Raw genomic sequence first — 25,393 nt, forward strand, 5'->3', positions numbered from 1 at the left:
GCTACTGGCTCGGCTGCGGTACCTCGCACTGGCTGACCCGCGGGTTCAGGCCGATGTAGTTGGCCGGACCCGCGGCGGCGGTCACCGCGATCGTCGCCCAGTCGGAGCACTCCTTGGGCAGCTGGGCGAAGTAGTGTCGCTGGCCCGCGGCGAGCAGCCCGACGGCTACCCAGCCCAGCACGACCAGAACCATGAGCTTCCCCCCGAGCCCGATCCCGGACTTCGCGGGTGGCGGCTGTCGCCCGCGCATAAGACATCGTTCCTTCCCGGATTTCGGTACTACCAGTCTATTACGTGCGACCCCGGCGGGCGGGGCCGTACCGCGTGAACAACCGACGAAAAAAGAGCCCCTCACCTGGCATATCAGGTGAGGGGCTCTGTGGCGGTGGCGGAGGGATTTGAACCCTCGGACGGGGGTTACCCGTCACACGCTTTCGAGGCGTGCTCCTTAGGCCGCTCGGACACGCCACCGCCGACTACGATACCGGAGGGGGTGCCGGATCGTTAAATCGGCTGGTCAGCGCTGAGTTCGGAAGAAATCATCGAGGAGCGCGACGCACTCCGGTTCGAGGATGCCGCCGCGCACCTCCGGCCGATGATTGAGCCTGCGGTCGCGCACGACGTCCCAGAGCGAACCGACGGCGCCGGTCTTGGGTTCCCAGGCGCCGAACACCACCTTGCCGACCCTGGCCAGCACCAGCGCGCCCGCGCACATCGTGCACGGTTCCAGGGTGACGGCCAGCGTCGCGCCCTCGAGCCGCCAGCCGTCGCCGTGCACGGCGGCCGCGGCCCGCAGCGCGAGGACCTCGGCGTGCGCGGTCGGATCGCCGAGGGCTTCCCTGGCATTGGTCGCGCGCGCGAGTTCACGTCCGTCGGCGTCGAAGACGACGGCGCCGACCGGCACATCGCGCGGGTCGGCGGCGGCGGCGGCCGCGATCGCGGCGCGCACCATGTCCTCGTCGGTCACTGCCTCGGCGGTCACCGAGGCAGTTTGTCCAGGACCGCCGCGAATTCGGTGGCGAAGCCGAGCCGCTGGGCGATCATGCCGAGCTGCTCGTCGGGGTAGAGGTCGGTCTCGGCGAGGATCACGCTGAGCACGGGCTCGGGCAGGCCGAGGTCGGCCAGCACGCCGAGGTCGCCCTCTTCCCACGGCTCGACGTCGTCGAGGTCGTCGGGGTCGATGTCGGGGATCTCGACGTTGAGCGCGTCGAGCACGTCGGCGGCGATGTCGTAGTCGATCGCCGCGGTCGCGTCCGAGACGAGCAGGCGGGTGCCGCTCGGCGCGGGGCGCAACACGATGAAGAACTCGTCATCGACGTCGAGCAGCCCGAATACCGCCCCCGAGCTGCGCAATGCCTTCAACTCGGTCTCCGCGACCGACAGGTCGAGGAGCGCGTCGTGGCTGAGCGGACTGCATCGCCACGTGCCTTCTTCGCGGACCACCGCCACTGCGAACCCTTCGACGTCGAAGTCGTCGTCCGACGTCGCCCTGTTCGTGCCCGAGCGCTGTGCTGCCATGGACCAAACGGTAGTCTGTCCCGCCCGTAATGATGAACTCGTGTGCCAATCTGTTCCGATGACCCTCGACCAGCGTGCTGCTGTCTGCGTCCTCGGAACCGGTTTGATCGGCGGCTCACTGCTGCGCGCCGCGGTCGCGGCGGGCTACCCGGCGTTCGGCTACAACCGCTCGGACTCGGGTGCCCAGGCGGCGCGTCGCGACGGTTTCGACGTGTCGACCGACCTGTCCGCGGTGCTGCGCCGGGCCGCCGCCGAGAACGCGCTGCTGGTGGTCGCGGTGCCGATGCCCGCGGTCGAGCAGCTGCTGGCCGAGATCGCCGCGCTCGCCCCCGACTGCCCGGTGACCGATGTGGTGAGCATCAAGCGACCGGTGGCCGACGCGGTGCGCAAGCACGGGCTCGAGGCCAATTTCGTCGGCGGGCATCCCATGGCCGGGACCTCCGAATCGGGCTGGGCGGCAACCGATCCCGACCTGTTCCGTGACGCGGTGTGGGCGGTCGGGGTCGACGAGGGCACCAGGGCCGAGCCGTGGACGCGGGTGACCCGGCTGGCGCTGGACTGCGGTTCGGTGGTGGTTCCGGTGGTCGCCGACGAGCACGATCAGGCCGTCGCGCGGATCTCGCATCTGCCGCATGTGCTGGCCGAAGCGCTGGCGGCGGCGGGGGCCGACGGCGGTGCGCTCGCGCTCGGCTTGGCCGCGGGCTCCTTCCGCGACGGCACTCGCGTCGCCGGTACCGCCCCGGACCTGGTGCGCGCCATCTGCGAACCGAACGCCGCCGCGCTCGGGCAGGTGCTCGACGAGACCATCGCCGCGCTGGTCACCGCGCGAGACGCGTTGTGGGCGGACGGCACGCTCGGTGAGGTTGTCGAGGCGGGTTACCGTGGCCGCACCGCGTACGAGGAGCGCACGCGCTGGGAGATCACCGGGATCGTCCCCGGCGCGGACGGCTGGCTCGACGAGCTGCACCGGGCCGGACAGCGTGGCGGGGTGCTGCGCGCACTGTGAACCCGGCCGAGTGCGCTGTCATCCGCGCCGGGCGGTGGAAGTCGGCGCCGCACCGGCCGACTCGGCGTCACGCCCGTTCGGCCAGCCCCGGGTAGTCGAGCACGAACCCCTCCGGATCGACCGTCAGCGTCGCGCTGGAGACCGGGGACAGCACGTTGATGCCGTCGGCGGCGCTCGAGTAGGTCAGCTCGGCCTCCTGCACCAGCAGATCGGGCAGGCGCACGTAGACGACCGGGACCTGCACGTCACCCACCGCGTTCTGCAGGCCGAACCGGCGGATCGGCAGCGTGTTGAAGAACGGGCTCAGCACCACGTCGACATCGAGCGCGCCGGCGAAGGTGGAACGCACGTGGCTGCCGCCCGCGTCGACGAGCCAGTAGTCCTCCTCGTCCCGGGAGATGGACGCGTGCCGTTCCCCGGCGGCGGTGGTGGTGCGCAGCGACAACCGCCGCGTCGCGCCCGCCTCGTCGGTGACCAGGTCGTAGGACGCGCTGAACGCCGGGTGCTCGTCACACGCGCTGCCGATCATCCGGCCCGCCGCCCTGATCCGGTTGCCGTTGAGGGTCACGCGGACCGATTCCATCCGCGTGTTGTCGTGGGAACGCCAGGTGAGCACCGCGGGCCACCGGGAGGCCGGTCTGTTCTCGGTGGGGCCTGCGGCCGGGCCCGGGGCTGGGGTCGTCACCTCTCTACGGTAAGCGACACCAGCCCCGCTGCTGTACAACACGGTGGCATCAGACCAGCGAATCCCGCCAGGCGGCGTGCAGTCCGGCGAAGCGGCCCTGTCCGGCGATGAGCTCGGCGGGTGAACCGTCCTCGACGACGCGGCCCGCGTCGAGCACCAGCACCCGATCGGCAATGGCCACCGTGGACAACCGATGCGCGATGATCACCGCGGTGCGCTCGCGCAGCAGCGTCTCCAGCGCGTGCTGGACCAGCCGCTCGCCGGGGATGTCCAGGCTCGAGGTCGCCTCGTCCAGCACGATCACCGCGGGGTCGGCCAGGAACACCCGGGCGAACGCGACCAGCTGCCGCTGACCGGCCGAGAGCCTGCCGCCCCTGGTGCGCACATCGGTCGCGTACCCGTCGGGCAGCGACCGGACGAACGCGTCCAGGCCGACCGCCCGCGCGGCCGCCGTGACCTCGGCATCGGTCGCGTCCGGCCTGCCCAGGCGGATGTTGTCGGCGATGGTTCCGGAGAACAAGTACGCCTCCTGGGTGACCATGACGACGTGCCTGCGCAGCTCGGCGTCGGCCAGCCTGCGCAGATCGACACCGTCCAGGGTGACCACGCCGCCGCTCGGATCGTAGAACCGGGTGAGCAGCTTGGCCAGCGTCGACTTGCCCGCGCCGGTGGCACCGACCAGGGCCACCACCTGCCCGGCCGGGATGGCCAGGTCGAACTCCGGCAGCACCGGCGACTCGGCCGTGTAGCCGAACCAGACCTGATCCATCCGCACCGCACCGGTCGCCCGGTCCAGTGCGATCGGATCGCCGGGTTCGGCGACCGCGGGCTCCTCCTCGAGCACCCCGGAGATCTTCTCCAGCGCTGCCGCGGCGGACTGGTAGGAGTTGAACACCTGGGCGAGTTCGTCGAGCGGGCCGTAGAACTGGTCGAGGTAGAGCAGGTACGCGGCGAGCACGCCGATCGCCAGATTGCCCTCCATCACCTGCCAGGCGCCGACCAGCAGCACGATCACCGTGGTCACCTTGCCGATGAAGTTGGACAGACCGACGTAGTCGCCCATGCCGCGGATCGCGGTGGTGGTCGCCCGCTGGTACTCGTCGTCCTCGCCGCCGAGCACCTCCTGGTTGCGGTCCTCGCGACGGAACGCCTGCACCGCGCGCATGCCGCTCATCGACTCCACGAACTGCACGACGACCCGCGCGATCGCGCCGCGCGTGCGCCGGTAGCCCGCGCGCTGCCGCCGCTGCGCCCACCGGGTCACCAGGACCAGCGGCACGAAGCCGAGCAGCACGATCGAGGCCAGCATCGGATCCAGCCACACCAGCAACACCGCGATGGTGACCACCGAGAGCACCGCGCTGAACGCCTGGTTGAGCGCGCCCTCCAGCAGTTCCTGGAGGGTCTCGATATCGCTGGTGAGCCGGGTGACGACCTTGCCCGAGGTGTACTTCTCGTGGAACGACACGCTCAGCCGCTGGGTGTGCCGGAACGCGCGCACCCGCAGGTCGAACAGCACCCGCTGGCTCAGCGAACCGGAGGCCCGCAGGAAGAAGTACGTGGTCAGGCCCGCGAGCACGGTGACCGCGACGAACCCGGCCACCGTGGCCAGCATCGGCGTCCAATTGCCCTGCCTGCCCTGGCTGATGCCGTGATCGAGGCCGTAGGCGATGAACAGCGGCATCGACACCTTGGCCGCGTTGTCGAGCAGGATCAGCACGAAGGTGAGCACCGCCTGCTTGCGGTAGGGCCGCACCAGGTCGAGCAGCAGCCGCCGGGATCGCCCGGCCAGCACCAGGTTTCCGGTGCCGGTGACGGCGTCGTCCTCCTTGGCGATGCCGCGCCAGTCCGCCGCCCGGTCGGTCTGCTCGGGCGGGGTCTGGATCTCGGTGTCGGTGGTCATGATTCACCTCCCATCAGTTCGCGGTAGCGGCTGTTGGTGCGCAGCAGCTTCTCGTGGCTGTCCTCGGCGACGATCCGGCCGTCGGCCAGCAGGGCGACGCGGTCGGCCAGCGCCGCCGTCGACGGCCGGTGCGCGACCAGCAGCGTGGTGGCGCCCGCGAGCACCGTGCGCAGCCGATCCTGCACGCGCTCTTCGGTTTCCACGTCCAGCGCCGAGAGCGGATCGTCGAGCACCATGATCCGGCCCTGCTCGGCCGCGGCCTCGCCGATCAGCACCGCCCTGGCCAGCGCGAGCCGCTGCCGCTGACCACCGGACAGACTCATGCCCTGCTCACCGATCCTGGTGTCCAGGCCCCAGGGCAGTGCGTCGACGAACTCGCTCGCCTGGGCGATATCGAGGGCCTGGCGCACATCGGCGTCGGTGGCGCGCGGATCGCCCAGTGCCACGTTCTCGCGCACACTGGCCGAGAACAGCACCGGCTCCTCGAACGCCACCGTCACCACCCGGCGCAGGTCGGCCAGGCGCAGGGTCGAGATGTCGACGCCGTCGATGGTGATGCTGCCGTCGTCGACGTCGTAGAGGCGCGGGATCAGTTCGAGCAGCGCGGTCTTGCCGCTGCCCGTCGCGCCGACGAGCGCGACCGTCTCCCCCGGCCGGACCCGCAGCGAGATGTCTTCCAGCACCGCCTTGTCCGCGCCGTCGGCCCCGGTCGGGTAGGCGAAGCGCACCTGGTCGATGACCAGCTCGCCGCGCAGCCCCTCGGGCAGATTCACCGGACGCGCCGGGTCGGTGATGTCGAGCGGGGTGTCGATGATCTCCCAGTACCGGTCGGCGGCGGTGCGCGCCTCGAACAGCTCCGAGAGCAGGAAGCCGAGCCAGATGATCGGCCACTGCAGGAAGGTCGCCAGCGTGATGCTCGCGATCAGGGTGCCCATCGTCATCGAGCCGTGCACCACCGAGTACCCACCGACACCGAGCGACACGGCGATCGCGACCGTCGGCAGGGTCACCAGCGCGGCCCACAGGGTCGCGTCCAGGCGCACCTTCTCCAGCTCGGTCTTCTGCAGCTCGCGCGAGAGCGCGGTGAAGCGGGCGCCGAAGAACCCGCCGCGGCCGAGCGCCTTGAGCACGCGCACGCCCTGCGCGGATTCCTGGGCGATGGTCGCCAGGTCACCGGACTGGTCCTGCGAGCGCCGCGAGGCCACCTCGAACCGCCGCACGAAGCGCACGCAGAACAGCGTCAGCGGCAGCGAGATCACCGTGAAGATCAGTCCTACTTGCCAGTTCATCGCGAACAGCGCGATCAACCCGATCGGCAGCAGGATGCTGTTGACGATGAGGAACGGTCCGGCGAACGCGACGAAGCGCCGCAGCACCGACAGATCGTCGATGGCGCGCGAGAGCAGCTGACCCGATTGCCAGCCGTCGTGGCGCCCGATCGAGAGCGCCTGGAGCTGGGCGAAAAGCTTGGCCCGCATCCGGATCTCGAACAGTGTCGACGGCTTGGACACCAGCCAGCGCCGGCCCCACATGCCGAAGGACTCGAGCCCGCCGAGGACGAAGATCAGCGCGACGGGCAGCAGCAGCCCGACGAAATCGCGCCGCGCGATCGGCCCGTCGATGACCCGGGCGATCACCAGCGGGATCGCGATGGCGGTGCTCGAGGTGACGATCGCGAGCACGTTGGCCGCGATCAGCGGCACCCGGTAGGGCCGCAGGTACGGCAGAAATCGGCGCAGCGACCGCAATCTACCGCTCGGCGACGGCGACGGCCGCCCCGATCTGTCGGCCTCCGATTCGGTGGCCGCCAGCTCCAAAGTGACAGACAAGACTCTCCCCCTTGATGTCCGGTTGGATGGTTGGTTTCCGGAACGGACGCCTGGTGATGTTCGCACCGGGGTCCGACAAGTCGGCCTATCAAGAGTGGCACCGGAGCACCGTCGCGAGCCACTGATTTTCCGCCGGAGCTCGCGCTTCGCCCGGCCCGATACAATGCGCCGCAGGCGCGAGCGACGGGTCGTCGGACGGCGAGCCCGCCAGACACAGGGAGGGTCGTTGACGCGGATGGTCGGGCTGTTCGCCGGGATCGGCGGGCTCGAACTCGGCCTCGGCAGCAACGGCTGGTCGACCGAGTTGCTCTGTGAGATCGATCCCGGCGCGCAGGGCGTGCTCGCGGCGCGCTTCCCCGACACTCCCCTGCACGGCGACATCACCCGGCTGCGCTCGCTGCCCGCCCGCACCGAACTGGTCGCCGCGGGTTTCCCGTGCCAGGACCTCTCGCAAGCCGGGCGCACCGCGGGCATCACCGGCCGCCGTTCCGGCCTGGTCGACGAGGTGTTCCGGCTGGTCCGCCGGCAACGCGGACCGCGCTGGCTGCTGATCGAGAACGTCCCGTTCATGCTGCAACTGGGCCGGGGCGCGGCGATGCGGCACATCACCGCCGCGCTGGAGGAGCTCGGCTACACCTGGGCCTATCGCGTCGTCGACGGCCGCGCGTTCGGTTTGCCGCAGCGGCGTCAGCGGGTGCTGATGCTGGCCTCGCGCACCGAGGACCCGCGCGAGGTGCTCTTCGGCGACGACGCGGGCCCGCGCGAATACGGCGACCCCGACCGCGATCCGTGCGGCTTCTACTGGACCGAGGGCGTGCGCGGTCTCGGCTGGGCGGTGAACGCCGTGCCGACGCTCAAGGGTGGTTCGGGTCTGGGGATCGCGAGTCCGCCCGCGGTCCGGCTGCCCGCGGGCGAGATCGTCACGCCGGGCATCGTCGACGGCGAGCGGTTGCAGGGCTTCGACGCCGACTGGACCGCGCCCGCGCTCGACGTGCCGGGCGTGCGGCAGGGCCATCGCTGGAAGCTGGTGGGCAACGCGGTCAGCGTGCGGATGGCCAACTGGGTCGGTCAGCGGCTGGCCGCGCCCTCGGAGCCGCTGACCGTCGGGGAACCGCTGCGGCCCGGCGCACCCTGGCCGACCGCGGCGTGGGGCCGGGCCGGAGTCGTGCACCGGGTTCCGCTGTCGACGTGGCCGGTGCACGAGCCGTACGAGGACCTCAAGAACTTCCTCACCGAGCCCCGGCTGCTGTCGCCGCGCGCGACCGCGGGATTCCTGCGCCGCACCGAGATGGGCAATCTGCGCTTCCCGCCCGGCTTCCTCGACGACGTGCGCGATCACCTCGACCGGATGGGCGGCTGGGCGGCATGACCGGGCGGCGCGAGCGGACCGGGGACGATCCCGCCGCGCCGACGCCTGCCGGAAAACCGGTCACCGACGCGGCGACCAGTGCCCGCATGTCGCGCCAGCGGCGCGCGAACACCGCGCCGGAACTGGCCTTACGCCGTGAACTGCATCGCGCGGGACTGCGGTATTTCGTCGACCGCCCGCCGATCAAGGGCCAGCGGCGGCGTGCCGATGTGGTGTTCCCGCGGCTGCGGGTCGCCGTCTACGTGGACGGCTGCTTCTGGCATCGGTGCCCGGTCCACGCGACCGACCCGAAGAACAATGCCCAGTGGTGGGCCGACAAATTGGCGGGCAATGTGGCGCGTGATCGCGCCACCGACGCCGCGCTGCGGGCGGCGGGCTGGCAGGTCGTGCGGGTGTGGGAACACGAGGACCCGCACGTCGCGGCCCAGCAGATCTCTGCCTTGATCCGCGAGCGCTCGCGGCGCTGAACTACCAGGTCAGCGGCGGCGCGGGTCGCTGTGCACGCGCACCCGGACCAGCGATCGCGGCGCGTTGGCCGCGGCGAAACCGGAGACAGCCATCGCCAGGAACATGGCAAAACCCGCCAGCGCTATCACGTAGCTCATGGAAATCCTCCTGGTTGGTTACGACACCCACCCTGCCCGGTGAACCTGACAACAACCTGTGCGCGCTGTGATGAAACCACGTGCGCGGCGTGCGACGCGCCCGATCGAGTGGATGAACCAGGCGGTTTGTCCGGGGCAGCACAATGGTCGATGTGCCCGAGTCCACCCGGATACCCCGCGGCTACCCGCTGCTGATCGCCCTGGCGATCGCGGTCGCCGGACTCTGCTATTCGTCCTGGGTGCTGGAGTTCTTCCTGCCGATCGACGCCGATCCGGTCAACTCCTTCCTCAGCGAACTCGACGCGGAAGGCAAGCCCTACCGGGAGGTGTTCGCCACCGCGGACAAGCTGGTCGGCCTGCTGCTGATCCCCGCCGCGATCGGCGGCCTGCTGGTCTTCCACCGGCGCAGGCTGACCACGATCGGCTGGGTGGCGCTGCTGTGCTTCGGCGCGGCGACGATCGCCGACGCCATGCTCCCGCTGCGCGACTGCGACCCGTCGGTCAGCGCGTGCGGTGGCAACAGCGAGCTGTTCCCGCAGCTGCATCAGCCACACGCGCTGACCAGTTCGCTGGCGGTCACCTCGATCGCGGTGGCGGCGTTCGCGTTCAGCGCCGCCGCCTACCGCTATCACCGCTGGCGGATCCTGCGCGAGTTCGGCGTGGTCGTGCTCGTCGTCGGCTCGGTGGCGACCGTCTGGATGCTGATCGCCGACAACCTGTCCGGCTCCTACGCCCTCGGTATCGCCCAGCGCATCCAGGTCGGGTCGATGTCGCTGTGGCTGGTGGCGCTGGCCGCCGCCGTCCTCGTCGAGGCCCGCGAGTGGACTAGCTGACCGAGATCCGCACCGTGTAGCCGTCGACCTTCGCCGGCAGCTTGGTGGTGTCGACCGCGAGCACCTCGCCGGTGTCCTGCACGCCGTTGGGCAGTGTCTTCGGCTTCAGGCCGAACGGCGGCTGCTCCCCCTGACTGGCGGCCAGGCCGAAGTCGCTGTCGTTGGCGATGTAGATCGTCTTGCCGCCGTCGGTGGTGGCGATGCCCTCGATCTTGTCGTGGCCGAAGAACCGGCCCTTCTCGTCCAGCCCGGCGACCAGGGCCGACAGGTCCAGATTGCTCTTCTTGGCGACCGGGGTGATGCCGGCCTTGGTCAGCGCGGCGACCGCGTCGGTGGTCGGGGTGACGCCGACGAAGGTCTCCAGCGGCTTGCCGTCGATCAGCAGGCCGCCCTTCTCCGCGTCGTAGGTCGCGCCGGGAACCGTCGACTGCGGGCCGACATCGGTGGCGCCGGCGATATCGATGGTCCAGATCTTCTTGTCCGCCTTGGGGGCCAGGTTGCCGTCGCGCTCGTCGACCAGGAAGGTGGTCGGGCTCAGCGCGGTGATCTCCGAGACGGCGACCTTCGTCTGCTTCGGGTTCTCCAGCGGGTACAGGAATTCCTTCTGCGCCTTGGTCTTCAGATCGACGGTGACGATCCGCGCGAACGGCACCTCCTTGGCCGAACCGCTCAGGCCGGGGGTGTTGAGCGCGCTCTGCACGACGCCGACGAGGGTGCCGCCGTCGGGCGTGATGGTCAGGCCCTCCATGCCCTGGTTGGGCGTGCGCAGGGCGATCTCCTTCGGCAGCCCGCTGCCGGGCGCGAGCCGCTCGAGCTCGGTGCCCTTGGCATCGAAATGCACCAGGAACGGGCCGTATTCGTCGGAGACCCAAAAGGTGCCGTCGGCGAGCGCGACCAGGCCCTCGGGGTCGAGGCCGTGGTCGGTGGGCGGCAGGACGGTGCCCTGCAGATCCTTGATGGTCTCGCCGGTGCTGGCGGAGGTGTCGACCTGACCGTTGAACGGCGCGCCCGACTTGCTGCGCAGCTCGATGGTCGACTGGAGCACCGCCCGGTTGTCGACCAGCTTGAACCGGCCGATCTTGGGCACGAATGCCGGGGTGGGCGAGAGCTTTTCGTTCTTCGCCGGGCCGTCCACATTCGGGCCGCGGTCGGTCAGGCCGTAGAACTCGTCGGTGCTGCCCGGCACCGCGGTCCACGCCGAACCGAAGCCGCTGCCCTGCACCGTGGTGCCACCGTACTCGCCGAGCACCGGAATGTCGGTGGTGTACAGCCGAACCGCGTCGGTGGTGGTGATCTTGAACTGGTCGAGGCCCTGGTAACCCGCGATCGGGGTGTAGACGTAGGAGCCGTCGGTGCGACGGGCCAGGTGACCGTGCTCGGGTTCCAGATCCACCCCGAGCACCGCGCTCCCGCCGGACTTGGCGACCAGCTCGTCGAGCGTGATGACCACCGACTGGTCCTTGCCCACCGTGAAGTCGGCGTCGGAACCGGGCGTGGAGCAGCCCGCGGTGACGGCGGCGGCGCACAGGGCGGCGGTGAGCGGGAAGAGGCGGATACCTGGACGTGCGTTCATCTGCCATGCGTACCGCGTCGAGCCGACCGGCAGCCGACCGGCAAATGAATTGTCATCCACCAGGCGGTGGATCATTCTGGCTGCCATGACCACAACTCGGGTGAACATCTCTTCCGCCTCCGATTTCGAAGATGTCGTCGGTTACTCGCGGGCCGTGCGCGTCGGCGACCACGTCGTGGTGAGCGGCACCACCGCCGCCGTGCCCGGTGGTGGCGCCGTCGGCGGCGACGACATCGGCGCGCAGACCACCGAGGTCCTCGCCCGCATCGCCACCGCGCTGGAACAGGCGGGCGCGAGCCTGCGGGATGTGGTGCGCACCCGCATCTTCGTCACCGATATCGCCCGCTGGTCCGAAGTCGCCGCCGCGCATTCGGCCGTCTTCGGCACCATCCGCCCCGCCGCCTCGATGTACGAGGTGACCGCGCTGATCGCCCCCGAGCTCCTGATCGAGATCGAGGCCGACGCGATCGTCGCCGGCTGAATCGTGACACGCGGCGGTTCGCCGCCGCGGTCGTCGAGCGCCAAATCTCCCCAGTTGTCCACAGGCTCAGGGTTATCCACAGGGGTCCCCGACACCGCGGTGAACGGCGGTGCGCGCGGACCCGGGCAACTACGCTCGGACCCGTGACCAGCGAAACGGCTACCCCTCTCGACCTGCTCACCCAGGTCGCCGCCTCCACCGCTCGCTTCGACGCGGCGATCGGCGCGCTCACCGATGCGCAGTTGAGCGAACCGTCCCGGCTCCCCGGCTGGACGCGCGGGCACGTCGTCGCGCACATGTCGCGCAATGCCGACAGTCTGCTGAACCTGCTGCTGTGGGCGCGCACCGGCATCGAGATCCCCCAGTACGCCAGTGTCGCGACCCGCGACGCCGACATCGAGGCGGGCGCGCCGCGGCACCTCGACGTCCAGCACGCCGACTTCACCGCCTCGGCGCATCGCTGGCAGGCCGTGGCCACCACGATGCCCGCCGCGGACTGGCAGGCCGTCGTCCGCAACCGGCAGGGCGGTTCGCTCACGGCCGACCAGATTCCGTGGATGCGCCTGCGCGAGACCGAGATCCATCACGTCGACCTCGGCGTCGACTACACCCCCGCCGACTGGCCCGCGGCCTTCGTGGCCCGCCTGCTCCCCGAAGCCGTCGCCGACGTGTCCGCCAACCTCCTCCCCGACGCGACCCCCACCTTCGACCTCCAGGCCACCGACTCCGACTTCATCGCCACCGTCGGCCCCGGCCGCCCCCACCACACGGTCCTCGGCCCCTCCTCGGCCCTGCTCGCCTGGCTCCTCGGCCGCTCCCCCGGCCACGACCTCACCGGCCCGCTACCCCCACTGCCCGCCTGGAAGTAGCGGCCCCGCCCGAACACGAGAAAGGCCCCCGGCTGATGCCGGGGGCCTTTCTTTGTGCGCCCGAAGGGATTCGAACCCCTAACCTCTTGATCCGTAGTCAAGTGCTCTATCCGTTGAGCTACGGGCGCATGGTCTTCAGTTGTACCCGGCGAACCGGGTGTGGCGGAGGCGAGAGGATTTGAACCTCCGGTCCCCGTGAAGGGACAACTCATTAGCAGTGAGTCCCATTCGGCCGCTCTGGCACGCCTCCTGGAGCCTTCTCTTTCGAGGGCACCGGTCCTTGTCGAACCGCCGGGAATGAAGATTACACGAGCAGTTCATGTAGTCCAAAACGCCTGGTCAACTACCGTAAGTTGCTGTCGAACCAGTCGTAGATGCGGGTCTGGGAGTCGATCCGGATGGCGTTGGCGGCGTCGTCGTCCGGATCGGGGCGATCGGCGCGGTGGCTGAGGCCCGGATAGGTGATGGTGAGACTGGCCACATTCGCCCTGGCGGCCTCGTCGCGGAGCCGGTCGACCGCGTCGGGTGGGGTGGCCGGGTCGTCGGCGCCGAACAGGCCGAGCCACGGCGCCTGCAACGCGGCGGCGATCTCGACCAGGGCGGCGTCCTGGTCCGGGAGCGGATCGGTGATGCCGGGGGCGGCCACGCTCACCGCGGCGCCGATCGGCCGGGTGGTGGCGACCAGGAAGGCGGCGGTGCCCGCGGTGTCGAAGCCGAGCACGCCGATGGTGTCGGGGAAGACGCCGCGCCGGGTGAGCCAGTCGAAGCCGGCGTCGAAGTCGTCGAAGAGCTCGTCGCCGAAGACCTCGTTGACCTGGTCGTCGGCGATCCGGTCGAACAGGTGTGGCGCGACGACGATCCAGCCCTCGAAGGCCAGGGACCGCATCAGGTCGAGCAGCTGCGGCGAGAACTCCCTGGATTCGTGCAGGACCACGATGCCGCCGCGGGCGATGCGCTCCGGCTCGACGACCGTGATGGGCACAGCCGTCCGCGTGGCGACGGCTGCCGTTTCGGCGCCACCCGCCACGGCGGTGGACTCCACCGACCTGAGTGGGGCGACATCGTCGTAGGTCCCCGACATAAACCCAGCGTAGGCGGCGAAACTGCGGTTGGGTAGGCCTGACCGGCGGCGGCGCGCATCGATATGACGTGTCACCGTAGGGTGGAGGCGTGACAGCGCACATCCGGCCCGACCTCGCGACGATCCCGGCCTATGTTCCCGGCAAGAACCACCCCGATGCGGTGAAGCTCGCGTCGAACGAGACGACCTTCGGGCCGCTGCCGAGCGCGGCGAAGGCGATCGCGGAATCGGCCGAGCAGGCCAACCGGTACCCGGACAACCAGGTCACCGAGCTGCGGGCCGCGCTGGCCGACTTCCTCGGCGTCACGGTCGCGAATGTGGCCGTCGGCTGCGGCAGCGTCGCGCTGTGCCAGGAGCTCGTGCAGATCACCTGTGACGCGCCGACCGACGAGGTGGTCTTCGCCTGGCGCTCGTTCGAGGCGTACCCGATCGTCACCCAGGTGGGCAATGCCACCGCCGTGCCGGTGCCGCTCGCCGCGGGTCACCTGCACGACCTGGACGCGATGGCCGACGCGGTCACCGAACACACCAAGCTGATCTTCGTCTGCAACCCGAACAACCCCACCGGCACCGCGCACGGGCGCGCGGAGCTGGAGCGGTTCCTGGACCGGGTGCCCGCGCACGTGCTCGTCGTGCTGGACGAGGCCTACTACGAGTACCTCCGGCTGACCCCGGAGAACCGTCCCGACGGCGTCGAGATCGGGCGCACGCGGCCGAATGTGGTGGTGCTGCGGACCTTCTCGAAGGCCTACGGCCTGGCCGGCCTGCGCGTCGGCTACGCCGTCGGCGATCCCGAGGTGATCACCGCGCTGCTGAAGGTGCACATCCCGTTCAGCGTGAACCGGGTGGCGCAGGCGGCCGCGATCGCCTCGCTGGAGGCCCGTGGCGAACTCCTGGACCGGACCGATGTCCTGGTCACGCAGCGCCACCAGGTGCGGGACGCGCTGCTGGCGGCCGGTTACGAGGTGCCGTCGAGCGAGGCCAACTTCGTCTGGCTGCCGCTGGGCGAGCGGACCACCGCCTTCGCCGAGGCGAGTGCCGCCGCCGGCGTGTTGGTGCGGCCGTTCGCCGGCGACGGCGTGCGCGTGACGATCGGTGATCCGCACGAGAACGAGCAATTCCTGGCGTTCGCCACGGCGCCGGAGAACGCCGCCCGATTCCGTTAGGTCAGCACACGGTCAGCATGTCTTGACGCCAGTCGCGGTGGGATTACCGCGATTTCGAGCACACCGCCAGCACACCGGTCGTAGGCTGGCTCGCAGCGAATCTCGGTGTTCGAACAGGACGACTATGCATGCGGCGACGCTCGACCGATTACCTGGTCGGCGCGCGCCACCGGTCGGGCAGTGTGTTCTCGGCGGGCGAATACCCCGCATCCCCGGGTACGCCCGCACGGCCCTGCACCCTGCTGCCCGACCGGAGATGTACCGTGAACCAACGTTCTCGCCCTGCTGTCTGCGAAAAAGGCTCCACCCCAGTCACTTCGGCCGGTGACGTCGTCGTCGCCGCACCGCCCGCCACCGACCTCGATCGTCGGCTGCGCGAATGCGACGAGTTCTTCCGCAATCCCGAATTGGGTCATCTACCCACCCAGCGTCGTCTCGGCGCGCTCGCCGAACTGCGCGAAACCGGCACCTATCGGCAGACCGCCGAGGAGATCCTGATCGGCGCCAAACTGGCCTGGCGCAATCACGCGCGCTGCGTCGGCCGCAAACACTGGCGTTCGCTCAAACTCCTGGACGCCCGCCGAGTTACTTCCGCGCGAGAGCTTTCCGAGGCGTGCTGGCAGCATCTGCGCCTGGCCACCAACGGCGGCGCGATCCAGTCGATGATCACGGTCGGCCCGCAGCTCGTGCCCGGCGGTGGCGAGTACCGGATCGTGAGTTCCCAGCTGATCCGCTACGCGGGCTATCCCAACGGCGACGGCACCGTCACCGGCGATCCGGCCAATATCGCCGCCACCGAGCAGGCGATGGCGCTGGGCTGGCGCGGCGCGCGCACCCCCTTCGACGTCCTGCCCGTCCTCATCAGCACGCCCGACGAGGATCTGCGGTACTTCGACGTGCCGCGCGAGCTGGTCCGCGAGGTCGATCTGACCCACCCCGACTACCCGTGGTTCGCCACCCTCGGGCTGAAATGGCATGCGCTACCGGCGGTGTCGAACATGGATCTGGAGGTGGGTGGCGTCACCTACCCGTTCGCCCCGTTCAACGGCTGGTACGTCGGCACCGAGATCGGCGCACGCAATCTCAGCGACACCGATCGCTACAACATGCTGCCGCTGATCGCCGACATGATGGAGCTCGACACCTCCTCGGTGCGCACGCTGTGGCGCGACAAGGCGCTGATCGAGCTGAATCACGCGGTGCTGCACAGCTTCCGGACCTCGGGTGTGCACATGGTCGACCACCACACGGTCGCCAAGCAGTTCTGCGATCACGTCCAGCGCGAGGAGGCCGCGGGCAGACGCTGCCCCACCGACTGGAGCTGGATCAACCCGCCGATCTCCTCGGGCCTGACCCCCACCTTCCACCGCTACTACGACGAACCCGACCTGGACATCCGCCCCAACTTCGTCAAACGCGCCGACAGCTGAGCGGCGCCGGTGGCCCACAGCGCCACCGTGAGGAAGACGAGCTGTTCGGGAATCCGGAACCACAGCGGCGTGGGCGGTTCCCCGTTGAGCGAGATGTCCTCCAGCGCCGCGTACACATTGGCGGGCAGTAGCAGCACGAACAGCACGGCCAGGGCGATGCCGGTCGCGGCGCGGGTGGACGCGACGATCAGGCCGAGCGCGCCGAGCAGTTCCAGGACGCCGGTGAGGTAGACCATCGCGTGCGGGAACGGCACCGCCGACGGCACCATCGCGACGAGGTCGTCGTGGCTCGGCATCACCGTCACGCTGTCGGGCACGAAATGCGCTGTGCCGGTGGCGACGAGCATGAACGCGAGCCCGTGCGCGGCGCACACCCGCCAGGTCGCGAACCGGGGGACGCCGACCGCGCCGAGCAGACGCAGGAGCAAGGTGGGGACGAACAGCAGCAGCAGGGTGGTGAACATGGTTGGTCCTCAGGCGGTGATGAAGAGACCGGCGCCGTAGGCGTCGGCGGCGGAGACGAAGAAGCCGTCGGCGGTCGCGACGGTCGGGGTGCCCGCGTCGTCGACGAGGTCGCGGGCCGCCACGACGTCGTCGACGCGGATGGTCAGGGCGGCCGGGTAGGAGGCGGCGGGCGTGGGTTCGCCGGGCAGGAGCTGGTCGGTGTCGCTCGCCCGGACGAATTCGAGCCGCGCCGAGCCGACACCGAACATGACGAGCGGGCCTTCGCGCTCCGGCGCGCGGTCGAGGATGCGCTGGTAGCGGTCGACGACGGCGGCGAAGTCGGTGTCGGCGACGACGTACAGCACCGAGCCGAGGCCGCGGGCACCGTTCGGGTGCCGCAGGTAGCGGGGCTGGTGGACGTATTCGCGGGTCAGGTGCTGGGCGACACCGAGGTAGGTCTCGGGGGTGGCGCGCGGGTCGACGTGGACGGCGCGGGCCCGCAGGGTGCGTTGTCCGTCGACGGTGTCGACCGGGCGCTCGAGGTCGAGGACCCCGGAGGTGCGCAACCCGGCCTCGATCAGCAGCCGGTCGGCCTTCTCCGCGTCCGAGGTCTCCAGATTGAGCAGGCGCAGCCCCTCGAACTGATCGGCCATCGCCTTCGTGTGCCACGGGTCGGGCGCGGATTCGTCGACGATGCCGAGCAGCTCGAGATAGGAGTCCTGGAAGACGGCGCACAGATTGGCGGTGCAGCCGGCGACGGGCGGCTCCCCCGGTGCGACGGCGAGGAGGTGGCGCGAGCGCGGGGTGAGGGTGAAGCCGAGGGAGCGGTAGCGGCGCTCCAGGCCGTCGAGATCGCGGGTGAGGATGCCGACGTGGTGGATGCCGTCGAGGTCTGCTGTCATGCCTCGATCGTTGGTCCGGCCTCGGTCGATGTCGCCGATCCGCGGCCGCTGCGCCGGAATCCGACACGTCCTACGCTGATCTGGTGGATTCGGTCAGGCTGGACGCGGTCGATCTGGGGTTGCTGCACGCCCTGCAGGTCGACGGCCGGGCCTCGTTCAGCCGGATCGGCGAGGTGCTCGACGTCGCCGATCGGACGGTGGCGCGCCGGTTCGCGCGGTTGCGCGAGCAGGGGCTGGCGCGGGTCACCGGGATCGCCGCCAGCGGACTGGTCGGGCACGCGGAGTGGCTGGTCCGGATCCGGGTCCGGCCCGGCGGCGCGGCGACCCTCGCGCGAGCGCTGGCGCGCAGGCCGGATACGTCGTGGGTGAGCGTGCTCGCCGGTGGCGCCGAGATCAGCAGCTTCTTCCAGGTCGGCGCCGAGGCCGCGGTCCCGCTGGACGCGCTGGCCAGGCATCCCCAGGTCGAGACGGTGCAGGTGCAGCGGCTGCTGCGGCACCTGACCGATCGGCGCTGGCAGGGCCGGACGTCGGCGCTGACGCCCGAGCAGGTCGACGCGCTGGCCCCGCCGCTGCTCGAACGCCCGGACCCGGTCACGATGACCGACCTCGACCGGCGGCTGCTGCCCGCCCTCGCCGTCGACGGCCGCGCCGACTACGCGCGGCTGGCGCGCGCGGTCGACTGGTCGGAGTCGGCGGTGCGCCGCCGGGTGGACGAACTGCGCAGGCAGCGCGTGCTGCGCTTCGATGTGGAGATCGATGCCGCGGTGCTCGGTTTCCCGGTGCAGGCCGCGCTGTGGCTGACGGTCGCGCCCGCTCGGCTCGTCGCCGTCGCCCGCGCCATGTCGGCGCACCCGGAGACCGCGTTCGTCGGCGGCACCACCGGCACCGCCAACCTGGTCGCGATCGTGGTGTGCCGCGACGCCGATGCCCTGTTCGACTACCTCACCGAGCGGATCGGCGCGCTCGACGGGATCGAACGCGTCGAGCCGGTCCCGATCACGGCCATCGCCAAACGGGCCGCTCCGGTCCGCTGAATTCGGGCGTTCCGTCGACGGGTTCGCGGGCGTAATGTGCTGGAGTACGGGCCGAATCGCCCTGGTCCGGCTCGTTGGGCGACGAGCGAGGGAGACCGAGATGAGCACCGCATCCAGTTCGGGATTCGATGCCGAAGCACTGCGCCGTGGCATCGAAGGCCGCGACGCGACCACACTGCTGGCACTGTACGGCGACGACGCCGAGATCCGGATGGTCGACCACAACGACCAGCCCAGCCATCCCCGTGTGCTGCACGGACGTTCGGCGATCGGCGAGATGTTCGACGACGTCTGCTCCCGGGAGATGACCCACAAACTGGAGAGCGTCCTGATGGACGGCGACCACGTCGCCTTCGTCGAGTCCTGCCGCTACCCCGACGGAACCCGAGTCCTGGTCCACTCCATGGCCGACGTCCGCGACGGCCGCATAGTCGACCAGACCTCCATCCAGGCCTGGGACGAGACAACCTGATCAAGCGAGAACATGGGTAACTCCCCGACAACAGCCAACGCAGCCGATCAACAATCCCCCGGCCGCGTCCCCACCTCCCCACGCACCTAGGTCTGGCCAAGAATCGCGGAGAGGCGGAACAGCCTGGCGGAGACGGAGGGATTTGAACCCCCGGTCGCTCTCGCGACGCTCGCTTTCAAGGCGAGTGCATTCGGCCGCTCTGCCACGTCTCCCTAAAGTGAGATGTTAGCGGACGCATCCGCGACCGCGGCGACCCGGAGAGGCAGCCAGGCCTGATGCAGGCGATCGAATTGAACGGGTTCGGCGGGCCCGAGGTGATGGAGTGGACCGTCACGGTCGATCCCGAGCCGGGGCCCGGCGAGGTGTTGGTCGAGGTCGCCGCGGCCGGGGTGAACCGGGCGGATGTGTTGCAGCGGCGGGGGTTCTACCCGCCGCCCGCCGACGCGAGTTCGGTGCCGGGACTGGAGTGTTCGGGGACGATCGTCGCGCTCGGCGACGGCGTGCGGGACTGGCGGATCGGGGATCGGGTGTGCGCGCTGCTGTCCGGCGGCGGTTACGCCGAGCTGGTCGCGGTGCCCGCCACCCAGCTGCTGCCGATTCCGGACGGGCTCGACCTGGTGGCGGCGGCGGGGTTGCCCGAGGTGGCGACGACGGTGTGGTCGAACCTGGTGCTGACGGCCGGGCTGCGGGCGGGGCAGCTGGTGCTGATCCACGGTGGCGGCGGTGGGATCGGGACGCACGCGATCCAGGTGGCGCGACGGCTCGGGGCGCGGGTGGCGGTGACGGCCGGATCGGCCGCGAAGCTGACCAAGTGCGCCGAGCTGGGCGCCGACATGCTGATCGACTACAAGACGCAGGACTTCGTCGCGGTGGTCGCGGCCGAGCCGTCGCCGGCGGGCGGCTTCGGCGCGGATGTCATCCTCGACAACATGGGCGCGCTGTACCTGGAGCGCAATGTGGAGGCGCTGGCCCCGCACGGACAGCTGGTGGTCATCGGGATGCAGGGCGGTGTCACCGGGAAGCTGAATCTGGGCACGCTGCTGGGCAAGTGGGGCACGGTGCACGCGACGAACGTGCGCAACCGGCCGCGCGTCGGCGCGGGCAGCAAGGCCGAGGTCGTGGCGGCGGTACGCGAACGGCTCTGGCCGCTGATCGCCGCGGGTGAGGTGGTGCCGGTGATCTCCGCCGAGGTGCCGATCACCGAGGCCGGGCGCGCGCACGAACTGCTCGATTCGCCGGAGACCTTCGGCAAGGTCGTGCTCCGCGTCCGGTGACTATTCGAGCGAGCTGAGGGCACGCCCGAGCTGGTCGATCTCGTAGCGGGTCGTGTAGGGCGCCAGGCCGATGGTGACGGCGCCGCCCTCGTCGTTGACACCGAGCGCGTCGAGCAGCCTGCTGCCGCCGTGCACGCCGCTGACCGTGCCGATCCGGTTGTCGGCCAGCTTGGCCGCCACCTTCTCCGCCTGCATCCCGGCCATGGTGAAACTGACGGTGGGGATGCGGGTGGAGGCGCGGCCGATCACGGTGAGGTTGTCGATCTTGTCGAGCACCTGCATGAGGTGGTCGAAGAGTTGGTCGTGATAGTCCTGCAGCGAGGTGATCGACATCTCGAGCCGTTCGCGCCGGGTGCCGCGCGCCCGCTCGTCGAGTCCGGCGAGGAAGTCGATCGATTGGGTGAGCCCGGCCAGCAGCGCGTACTGATGGCCGCCGACCTCGAGCCGTTCAGCACCCTTGGCATAGGGATTGAGCGACATCGACGGGATGCGGTCGAGGAAGGCCGGATCGCGGAACACCAGGGCGCCCACCTGCGGGCCGCCCCACGACGGCGCGCTCAGGGCGACCACGTCGGCGTTGAGTTCGTCGATGTCGATCAGGGCGTAGGGCGCCGCGCCGAACGCGTCGGCGACCAGCAGGCCACCCACGTCGTGCACCCGGTCGGCGGCCACCCGGACCGCGGGCGCCGAGCCGACGATCGGGGACGCCGCGGTGAGCGCCACCAGCCGCGCGGTCGGGCCGATCAGCTCCTCGAACTGCCAGGACGGCATCTCGCAGGTCTCGATCTCGACCTCGGCCCAGCGCACGTGCGCGCCGTAGCGGTTGGCGATGCGCAGCCAGGGGGCCACATTGGCCTCGTCGTCGAGCCGGGACAGCACGATGCCGGTGCCGAGACCGAGCCGGGAACTCAGCGATTCCGCCAGCCAGGCCAGCAGGACCGCGCGATCGGGTCCGAGCACGACGCCGGCCGGATCTCCCCCGACCAGATCGGCGACCGCCTCACGCGCGGCGTCGAGGATCGCGCCGCTGCGCGTCGCCGCACCGTGGCGGCCGATATGGGAAAACGAGGAGGTGCGGAAACCTGTTGAGACGGCACGCGATACCGAGTCGGGAACGAGCATCCCCGCCTGCGGGTCCAGGTGGATCCAGCCGTCGCCCAGGGACGGTATCAGGCCCCGAACCCTCGCGACGTCATAAGTCATGCCCGCCACTTTAAGGGCAGCGGGCGTCCCGGTGTAACCGCGTCGGGGTTTTAGCGCGAACCTGCCACACACGCAATGATGGGGATATGACGCACTCCGAGGATGTACCGGAATCCATCGTCGTGATCGGTCCCGACGGCCGTCCGCTCACCGTGCCCGCCGATCAGAACGGCGGCGCCACGTTCACCGGGCAGGTCGTGCCCGACAACGAGCGCAGCGCCACCGACGACGCTGATTCGGGTGAGTCGCTGGCCGACATGGTCGAGCAGCCCGCCAAGGTGATGCGCATCGGCACCATGATCAAACAGCTGCTCGAGGAGGTGCGGGCGGCTCCGCTCGACGACGCCAGCCGGTCCCGGCTCAAGGAGATCCACAAGTCCTCGGTGCGCGAACTCGAGCAGGGCCTCGCGCCCGAGCTGCGCGAGGAGCTGGAGCGCCTGACCCTCCCGTTCACCGACGAGTCGGTGCCGTCGGACGCCGAGTTGCGGATCGCCCAGGCCCAGCTGGTCGGCTGGCTCGAGGGCCTGTTCCACGGCATCCAGACCGCGCTGTTCGCCCAGCAGATGGCCGCCCGCGCCCAGCTGGAACAGATGCGTCAGGGCGCCTTGCCGCCGGGCATGCACGCGGGTGATCAGAAGGCCGGTGGCCACGTGGGCGGCGGGCAGTACCTGTAGCCCCGGACCGGCCGAACACGCCGTACCGGCCACCGATCCACCCTGTAAGGTCGGGGACCGTGCCCGCAGCTGCCGCTCGTCCCGATTCGGTCTCCGACCAGAGTGACGCGCGTACCGAAGAGAGCCCCGTGCATTCCGACGACAATCCCCCGGTGACCGAGGCCGAGATCGCCGAGATCGCCGACGCCGAGCACACCACGGATTCGCCCCTGCTGGTCGCGGAGCCGATGGTGTCGGACTCGCAGACCTTCCGGCGCGCGTTCAAGGACATGCGGGACGGCTTCCACCAGCGCGAGCTATGGCTGTCGCTGGGTTGGCAGGACATCAAGCAGCGCTACCGCCGCTCGGTGCTCGGCCCGTTCTGGATCACCATCGCGACCGGCCTGCAGGCGCTGGCGATGGGCCTGCTCTATTCGACCCTGCTCGATCAGCCGATCAGCGAGTACCTGCCCTACGTGACGATCGGCCTGATCGTCTGGAACGTCATCAGCGCCTCGATCCTCGAGGGCTCCGATGTGTTCATCGCCAACGAGGGCCTGATCAAACAGCTGCCGTCGGCGCTGAGCGTGCACGTGTATCGCCTGGTCTGGCGGCAGTTCCTGTTCTTCATCCACAATGCCGCGATCTACGCGGTCCTGCTGGTCGCGTTCGCGCTCTGGCGCGATCTGAACTGGTCGGTGCTGCTGGCCGTGCCCGCGATCGTGCTGCTGTTCCTCAACGCCATGTGGGTGTCGATCGTGTTCGGCATCTTCTCCACCCGCTACCGCGACATCGCCCCGATCCTCGGCTCGATGACGCTGATGCTGTTCGTGCTGACCCCGGTCATGTGGTCGACCAAGGCGCTGGAGAACTCGGTCGGCGGGATGAGCGACCGGGCCAAGCTGATCGAGATCGTGCCCACCTTCCACTACCTGGAGATCGTGCGCGCGCCACTGCTCGGCGAGCCGTCGGAATGGCACCACTGGGCGATCGTCGGCGCCATCACGGTGGTCGGCTGGATCGTCGCGATCCTGGCGCTCAAGCAGTACCGTGCCCGCGTCCCGTACTGGGTTTAGGAGCAGTCACCGATGAGCCGTGTGAGTATCGAAACCCAGCAGGCGTGGGTCGAGTTCCCCATCTTCGACGCCAAGTCGCGGTCGCTGAAGAAGGCGTTCCTCGGCAAGGCGGGCGGCGCGATCGGGCGCAACAGCTCCGATGTGGTGGTCGTCGAGGCGCTGCGCGACATCAACCTCTCGCTCAAGGAAGGCGACCGGGTCGGCCTGGTCGGCCACAACGGCGCGGGCAAGTCGACCCTGCTGCGGCTGCTGTCGGGCATCTACGAGCCCTCCCGCGGCAGCGCGCGCATCCGCGGCCGGGTGGCGCCGGTGTTCGATCTCGGCGTCGGCATGGACCCGGAGATCTCCGGGTACGAGAACATCATCATCCGCGGCCTGTTCCTCGGGCAGACCCGCAAGCAGATGATGTCCAAGATCGACGAGATCGCCGACTTCACCGAGCTCGGCGAGTACCTGTCGATGCCGCTGCGTACGTACTCCACCGGCATGCGGGTCCGTCTGGCGATGGGCGTCGTCACCTCCATCGACCCCGAGATCCTGCTGCTGGACGAGGGCATCGGCGCGGTCGACGCGGAGTTCATGAAGAAGGCGCGCACGCGGCTGCAGTCGCTGGTGGCGCGCTCGGGCATCCTCGTCTTCGCCAGCCATTCCAACGAATTCCTCGCCCAGCTGTGCGACACCGCGATGTGGGTCGACCACGGTCAGATCCGCTTGCAGGGCGGCATCGAAGAAGTCGTGCGAGCGTACGAGGGTCCCGACGCGGGTAACCACGTGGCACAGGTGCTGCGTGAGCTGGAGACCGAGAGCGCGGACGGCGCGGACGGCGAACGAGAACTGGAGCAGAACAAGGCATGAGTGCGGACGACGGTAAACCGGCGGTGCCCGGCGGGTTCAGCATGACCGATCGGCTGGAGGCCGACACCACCGTGCTGCCCGACGACGCCGAGCTGCCGCCGGGGGCCGAGCCGGCCGACCTGCACACCGAGACCGGGCCGCAGGCGCGGATCATCGGCGTCGTCGTCACACACAAGCGCCGCGAGCTGCTCGCCGAGTCGCTGAAGGTGCTGGCCTCGCAGTCGCGGCCGATCGATCATCTGATCGTCGTCGACAACGCCAACGAGGACGAGGTCGCCGAGCTGGTCGCCCAGCAGCCGATCGAGGCCACCTACCTGGGCTCGCGGCACAATCTCGGCGGCGCGGGCGGCTTCGCGCTCGGCATGCTGCACGCGCTCACCATGGGCGCGGACTGGGTGTGGCTGGCCGACGACGACGGCCGCCCGGACGGTCCCGAGGTGCTGGCGACGCTGCTCGATTGCGCGCGCAGGCACAATCTCGTCGAGGTGTCGCCGGTGGTGTGCGATATCGACGAACCCGACCGGCTCGCCTTCCCGCTGCGTCGTGGCGTGGTGTGGCGGCGGCTGCGCTCGGAGCTCGGTGACGAGGACTTCCTGCCCGGCATCGCCTCGCTGTTCAACGGCGCGCTGATCTCGGCCAAGGCCGTCGACCTGATCGGCGTGCCCGATCTGCGCCTGTTCGTGCGCGGCGACGAGGTGGAGGTGCATCGCCGCCTGGTCCGCTCCGGTCTGCCGTTCGGCACCTGTCTGCAGACGGCGTACCTGCACCCCAACGGCGCCGAGGAGTTCAAGCCGATCCTCGGTGGCCGGATGCACACCCAGTACCCGGACGACCCGGTCAAGCGCTACTTCACCTACCGCAACCGCGGCTATCTGATGTCGCAGCCGGGCATGCGCAAGCTGCTGCCGCAGGAGTGGATCCGGTTCTCCTGGTTCTTCCTGGTGACCCGGCGCGACCCGGCCGGCCTGCGCGAATGGTTCCGGCTGCGCTCGCTCGGGCGCAACGAGCAGTTCGGTAAGCCCGAGCCGAAATAAATCGGTTGTCGCGGTCGGCGGCGATGTGTCATGGTCTGGGGACCAGCGAGAAGAGACGAGGAGGTGGATGTCCGTGGTCGTGAGGATTGCCGTGCCCC

General features: G+C 69.9%; 27 protein-coding genes and 4 tRNA genes. 15 read left to right on the forward strand and 16 right to left on the reverse strand.

Going from position 1 to position 25,393, the window contains the following annotated elements:
- Position 1: 1 nt before the first annotated feature.
- From ACFYWJ_RS04370 to ACFYWJ_RS04385, 4 genes are all read right to left on the reverse strand, one after another.
- On the reverse strand, positions 2–193 hold the full coding sequence (locus tag ACFYWJ_RS04370; RefSeq protein WP_355284018.1) for a hypothetical protein: 192 nt from the start codon (positions 191–193) through the stop codon (positions 2–4).
- Between the two features lie 187 nt (positions 194–380).
- A tRNA-Ser gene (locus tag ACFYWJ_RS04375) sits at positions 381–471 on the reverse strand.
- 46 nt (positions 472–517) lie between these two features.
- Positions 518–952: a nucleoside deaminase gene (locus ACFYWJ_RS04380; RefSeq protein WP_355284093.1), complete on the reverse strand. Its 435-nt coding sequence runs from the start codon at positions 950–952 to the stop codon at positions 518–520.
- A gap of 26 nt (positions 953–978) precedes the next feature.
- A complete protein-coding gene (locus ACFYWJ_RS04385; protein WP_218721287.1) occupies positions 979–1,518 on the reverse strand; it encodes a tRNA adenosine deaminase-associated protein in 540 nt (179 codons plus the stop codon).
- 58 nt (positions 1,519–1,576) lie between these two features.
- Between ACFYWJ_RS04385 and ACFYWJ_RS04390 the strand changes: the two genes are divergently transcribed.
- A complete protein-coding gene (locus ACFYWJ_RS04390) occupies positions 1,577–2,524 on the forward strand; it encodes a prephenate dehydrogenase (protein ID WP_355284020.1) in 948 nt (315 codons plus the stop codon).
- 67 nt (positions 2,525–2,591) lie between these two features.
- Here ACFYWJ_RS04390 and ACFYWJ_RS04395 read toward each other — a convergent pair whose 3' ends face one another.
- From ACFYWJ_RS04395 to ACFYWJ_RS04405, 3 genes are read right to left on the reverse strand one after another with little or no spacing between them, the layout of a single operon-like run.
- Positions 2,592–3,209 carry a putative glycolipid-binding domain-containing protein gene (locus tag ACFYWJ_RS04395; protein WP_355284023.1) on the reverse strand — a complete coding sequence of 206 codons (618 nt, stop codon included), beginning with the start codon at positions 3,207–3,209 and terminating at the stop codon, positions 2,592–2,594.
- Positions 3,210–3,258: 49 nt separating this feature from the next.
- Positions 3,259–5,112 carry an ABC transporter ATP-binding protein gene (locus ACFYWJ_RS04400; RefSeq protein WP_355284026.1) on the reverse strand — a complete coding sequence of 618 codons (1,854 nt, stop codon included), beginning with the start codon at positions 5,110–5,112 and terminating at the stop codon, positions 3,259–3,261.
- Positions 5,109–6,941 (reverse strand): ABC transporter ATP-binding protein, encoded by a 1,833-nt coding sequence (locus tag ACFYWJ_RS04405; protein ID WP_355284028.1) that lies wholly within the window; start codon positions 6,939–6,941, stop codon positions 5,109–5,111. The genes ACFYWJ_RS04400 and ACFYWJ_RS04405 overlap by 4 nt, the downstream gene beginning before the upstream one ends.
- Before the next feature lie 235 nt (positions 6,942–7,176).
- On the opposite strand from ACFYWJ_RS04405, the gene ACFYWJ_RS04410 reads away from it, so the two are divergent.
- Positions 7,177–8,310 (forward strand): DNA (cytosine-5-)-methyltransferase, encoded by a 1,134-nt coding sequence (locus ACFYWJ_RS04410; protein WP_355284096.1) that lies wholly within the window; start codon positions 7,177–7,179, stop codon positions 8,308–8,310.
- Positions 8,307–8,777: a very short patch repair endonuclease gene (locus ACFYWJ_RS04415; protein WP_355284031.1), complete on the forward strand. Its 471-nt coding sequence runs from the start codon at positions 8,307–8,309 to the stop codon at positions 8,775–8,777. Before ACFYWJ_RS04410 ends, ACFYWJ_RS04415 begins: the two co-directional genes overlap by 4 nt.
- Before the next feature lie 9 nt (positions 8,778–8,786).
- Here ACFYWJ_RS04415 and ACFYWJ_RS04420 read toward each other — a convergent pair whose 3' ends face one another.
- Positions 8,787–8,915 carry a hypothetical protein gene (locus ACFYWJ_RS04420; protein ID WP_355284033.1) on the reverse strand — a complete coding sequence of 43 codons (129 nt, stop codon included), beginning with the start codon at positions 8,913–8,915 and terminating at the stop codon, positions 8,787–8,789.
- Between the two features lie 143 nt (positions 8,916–9,058).
- Between ACFYWJ_RS04420 and ACFYWJ_RS04425 the strand changes: the two genes are divergently transcribed.
- Positions 9,059–9,748, forward strand: coding sequence for a DUF998 domain-containing protein (locus ACFYWJ_RS04425; RefSeq protein WP_387160820.1), 690 nt, complete (start codon positions 9,059–9,061; stop codon positions 9,746–9,748).
- On the opposite strand, the gene ACFYWJ_RS04430 is transcribed toward ACFYWJ_RS04425, so the two are convergent.
- A complete protein-coding gene (locus tag ACFYWJ_RS04430; protein ID WP_355284038.1) occupies positions 9,741–11,321 on the reverse strand; it encodes an esterase-like activity of phytase family protein in 1,581 nt (526 codons plus the stop codon). The two genes, ACFYWJ_RS04425 and ACFYWJ_RS04430, sit on opposite strands and share 8 nt — an antisense overlap.
- A gap of 85 nt (positions 11,322–11,406) precedes the next feature.
- Here ACFYWJ_RS04430 and ACFYWJ_RS04435 point away from each other — a divergent pair, with 85 nt between their 5' ends.
- Entirely contained in the window at positions 11,407–11,802 is a 396-nt protein-coding gene (locus ACFYWJ_RS04435; RefSeq protein WP_355284040.1) for a RidA family protein, read from the forward strand.
- 143 nt (positions 11,803–11,945) lie between these two features.
- A complete protein-coding gene (locus ACFYWJ_RS04440; protein WP_355284042.1) occupies positions 11,946–12,671 on the forward strand; it encodes a maleylpyruvate isomerase family mycothiol-dependent enzyme in 726 nt (241 codons plus the stop codon).
- A gap of 55 nt (positions 12,672–12,726) precedes the next feature.
- On the opposite strand, the gene ACFYWJ_RS04445 is transcribed toward ACFYWJ_RS04440, so the two are convergent.
- The 3 genes from ACFYWJ_RS04445 to ACFYWJ_RS04455 all read right to left on the reverse strand — a co-directional run bounded on the left by ACFYWJ_RS04445 (position 12,727) and on the right by ACFYWJ_RS04455 (position 13,752).
- Positions 12,727–12,799 (reverse strand) — tRNA-Arg (locus tag ACFYWJ_RS04445).
- Between the two features lie 32 nt (positions 12,800–12,831).
- Positions 12,832–12,921 (reverse strand) — tRNA-Ser (locus ACFYWJ_RS04450).
- 93 nt (positions 12,922–13,014) lie between these two features.
- Complete coding sequence (locus ACFYWJ_RS04455; protein WP_355284044.1) at positions 13,015–13,752, reverse strand: dienelactone hydrolase family protein; 738 nt, start codon at positions 13,750–13,752, stop codon at positions 13,015–13,017.
- 89 nt (positions 13,753–13,841) lie between these two features.
- Between ACFYWJ_RS04455 and hisC the strand changes: the two genes are divergently transcribed.
- Together hisC and ACFYWJ_RS04465 are read left to right on the forward strand one after the other, a co-directional pair.
- Positions 13,842–14,918, forward strand: coding sequence for a histidinol-phosphate transaminase (gene hisC, locus ACFYWJ_RS04460; RefSeq protein WP_355284047.1), 1,077 nt, complete (start codon positions 13,842–13,844; stop codon positions 14,916–14,918).
- Positions 14,919–15,289: 371 nt separating this feature from the next.
- Positions 15,290–16,348: a nitric oxide synthase oxygenase gene (locus ACFYWJ_RS04465; RefSeq protein WP_355284099.1), complete on the forward strand. Its 1,059-nt coding sequence runs from the start codon at positions 15,290–15,292 to the stop codon at positions 16,346–16,348.
- Here ACFYWJ_RS04465 and ACFYWJ_RS04470 read toward each other — a convergent pair.
- Both ACFYWJ_RS04470 and ACFYWJ_RS04475 read right to left on the reverse strand, forming a co-directional pair.
- A complete protein-coding gene (locus ACFYWJ_RS04470) occupies positions 16,291–16,812 on the reverse strand; it encodes a hypothetical protein (RefSeq protein WP_355284049.1) in 522 nt (173 codons plus the stop codon). The two genes, ACFYWJ_RS04465 and ACFYWJ_RS04470, sit on opposite strands and share 58 nt — an antisense overlap.
- Positions 16,813–16,821: 9 nt before the next feature.
- Positions 16,822–17,694: a VOC family protein gene (locus tag ACFYWJ_RS04475; protein ID WP_355284051.1), complete on the reverse strand. Its 873-nt coding sequence runs from the start codon at positions 17,692–17,694 to the stop codon at positions 16,822–16,824.
- Positions 17,695–17,777: 83 nt separating this feature from the next.
- On the opposite strand from ACFYWJ_RS04475, the gene ACFYWJ_RS04480 reads away from it, so the two are divergent.
- On the forward strand, positions 17,778–18,728 hold the full coding sequence (locus ACFYWJ_RS04480) for an AsnC family transcriptional regulator (protein WP_355284054.1): 951 nt from the start codon (positions 17,778–17,780) through the stop codon (positions 18,726–18,728).
- A gap of 100 nt (positions 18,729–18,828) precedes the next feature.
- Entirely contained in the window at positions 18,829–19,200 is a 372-nt protein-coding gene (locus ACFYWJ_RS04485; protein ID WP_355284057.1) for a nuclear transport factor 2 family protein, read from the forward strand.
- A gap of 124 nt (positions 19,201–19,324) precedes the next feature.
- Here ACFYWJ_RS04485 and ACFYWJ_RS04490 read toward each other — a convergent pair.
- Positions 19,325–19,412 (reverse strand) — tRNA-Ser (locus ACFYWJ_RS04490).
- A 63-nt stretch (positions 19,413–19,475) separates the two neighbouring features.
- Here ACFYWJ_RS04490 and ACFYWJ_RS04495 point away from each other — a divergent pair.
- On the forward strand, positions 19,476–20,474 hold the full coding sequence (locus ACFYWJ_RS04495) for an NAD(P)H-quinone oxidoreductase (RefSeq protein WP_355284060.1): 999 nt from the start codon (positions 19,476–19,478) through the stop codon (positions 20,472–20,474).
- Here the strand turns inward: ACFYWJ_RS04495 and ACFYWJ_RS04500 are convergent, their stop codons facing one another.
- Entirely contained in the window at positions 20,475–21,677 is a 1,203-nt protein-coding gene (locus ACFYWJ_RS04500; RefSeq protein WP_355284063.1) for a cysteine desulfurase-like protein, read from the reverse strand.
- A gap of 86 nt (positions 21,678–21,763) precedes the next feature.
- On the opposite strand from ACFYWJ_RS04500, the gene ACFYWJ_RS04505 reads away from it, so the two are divergent.
- The 4 genes from ACFYWJ_RS04505 (at position 21,764) to ACFYWJ_RS04520 (ending at position 25,295) form a co-directional block, all read left to right on the forward strand.
- On the forward strand, positions 21,764–22,351 hold the full coding sequence (locus ACFYWJ_RS04505) for a bacterial proteasome activator family protein (protein ID WP_355284065.1): 588 nt from the start codon (positions 21,764–21,766) through the stop codon (positions 22,349–22,351).
- 227 nt (positions 22,352–22,578) lie between these two features.
- Complete coding sequence (locus ACFYWJ_RS04510) at positions 22,579–23,406, forward strand: ABC transporter permease (RefSeq protein ID WP_355284102.1); 828 nt, start codon at positions 22,579–22,581, stop codon at positions 23,404–23,406.
- 12 nt (positions 23,407–23,418) lie between these two features.
- On the forward strand, positions 23,419–24,261 hold the full coding sequence (locus ACFYWJ_RS04515) for an ABC transporter ATP-binding protein (protein WP_355284068.1): 843 nt from the start codon (positions 23,419–23,421) through the stop codon (positions 24,259–24,261).
- On the forward strand, positions 24,258–25,295 hold the full coding sequence (locus tag ACFYWJ_RS04520; protein WP_355284070.1) for a glycosyltransferase family 2 protein: 1,038 nt from the start codon (positions 24,258–24,260) through the stop codon (positions 25,293–25,295). Before ACFYWJ_RS04515 ends, ACFYWJ_RS04520 begins: the two co-directional genes overlap by 4 nt.
- Positions 25,296–25,393: the final 98 nt, after the last annotated feature.

It is taken from the genome of Nocardia sp. NPDC003269, assembly GCF_042888005.1.
GTDB lineage: Bacteria > Actinomycetota > Actinomycetes > Mycobacteriales > Mycobacteriaceae > Nocardia.